Here is an 898-nt window from a genome sequence, read left to right as displayed (position 1 = left end):
GGGCTGGGCGAGGTGCGCGGCGACGGCAGCGGGGTCGGCGAGGCGCGGCGGATGCTGCCGCAGGCGCTCAACGATCGGCTGCGGGAGCAGGCGCGGCGGCTGGGGGTGAGCCTGGCCAGCCTGTGCCATCTGGCTTGGGGTCAGGTGGTGGCGCGCAGCAGCGGGCGAGAGCAGGTGGTGTTCGGCACGGTGCTGTTCGGCCGCATGCATGCGGGTGCGGGCGCCGACCGGGCGCTGGGCCTGTTCATCAACACCCTGCCTGTGCGGCTTGACCTGGACGGAACCGGGGTCGCGGCGAGCGTGCGGACCACGCATGCGCGGCTTTCCGAGCTGCTGGCGCACGAGCATGCCTCGCTGGCGCTGGCGCAACGCTGCAGCGGCGTTGCGGCGCCGGCGCCGCTGTTCGGTGCGCTGTTGAACTACCGTCACAACACGCCGGCGGCCATGGCCGGCTCCGGCACGGATGATGGTCTGTCCGGGGTGGAATGGCTGGGCGGGGAGGAGCGCACCAACTATCCGCTGACCCTGTCGGTGGAGGATTATGGCGAGGCGCTCGGCCTGACGGCGCAGGTGGTGGAGCCGGTGTCTGCGGATCGGGTCTGCGGCTACATGCAGCACGTGCTCGAGCAATTGGCGGAGGCGCTGGAGCGGGCGCCCGACAGGCCGGTGCGGGAGCTGGATATCCTGCCGGCCGCCGAGCGCACCTATCTGCTGGAGGATCTGAACCGGACGGCGGCGGCCTATCCGTCGCAGCGGTGCGTCCACGAGCTGTTCGAGGCGCAGGTGCGCCAGGCGCCGGAGGCTTTGGCGGTAGTCCATGAGGACGAGCGCCTGAGCTATGGCGAGCTCAACGCGCGAGCCAACCGGCTGGCGCATCATCTGATCGGGCTCGGTGTGA

1 protein-coding gene is annotated in these 898 nt (G+C 71.3%); it reads left to right on the top strand.

The window, feature by feature from the left end; genetic code table 11:
• Nucleotides 1-898 (top strand): condensation domain-containing protein (locus tag NKJ12_RS32080; protein ID WP_352707720.1); only part of this gene is annotated, 898 nt, incomplete at both ends.

The sequence above is a fragment of the Mesorhizobium sp. M0195 genome (assembly GCF_040322115.1).
Lineage (GTDB): Bacteria > Pseudomonadota > Alphaproteobacteria > Rhizobiales > Rhizobiaceae > Mesorhizobium.
This window is presented reverse-complemented; position numbering and strand designations above follow the sequence as displayed.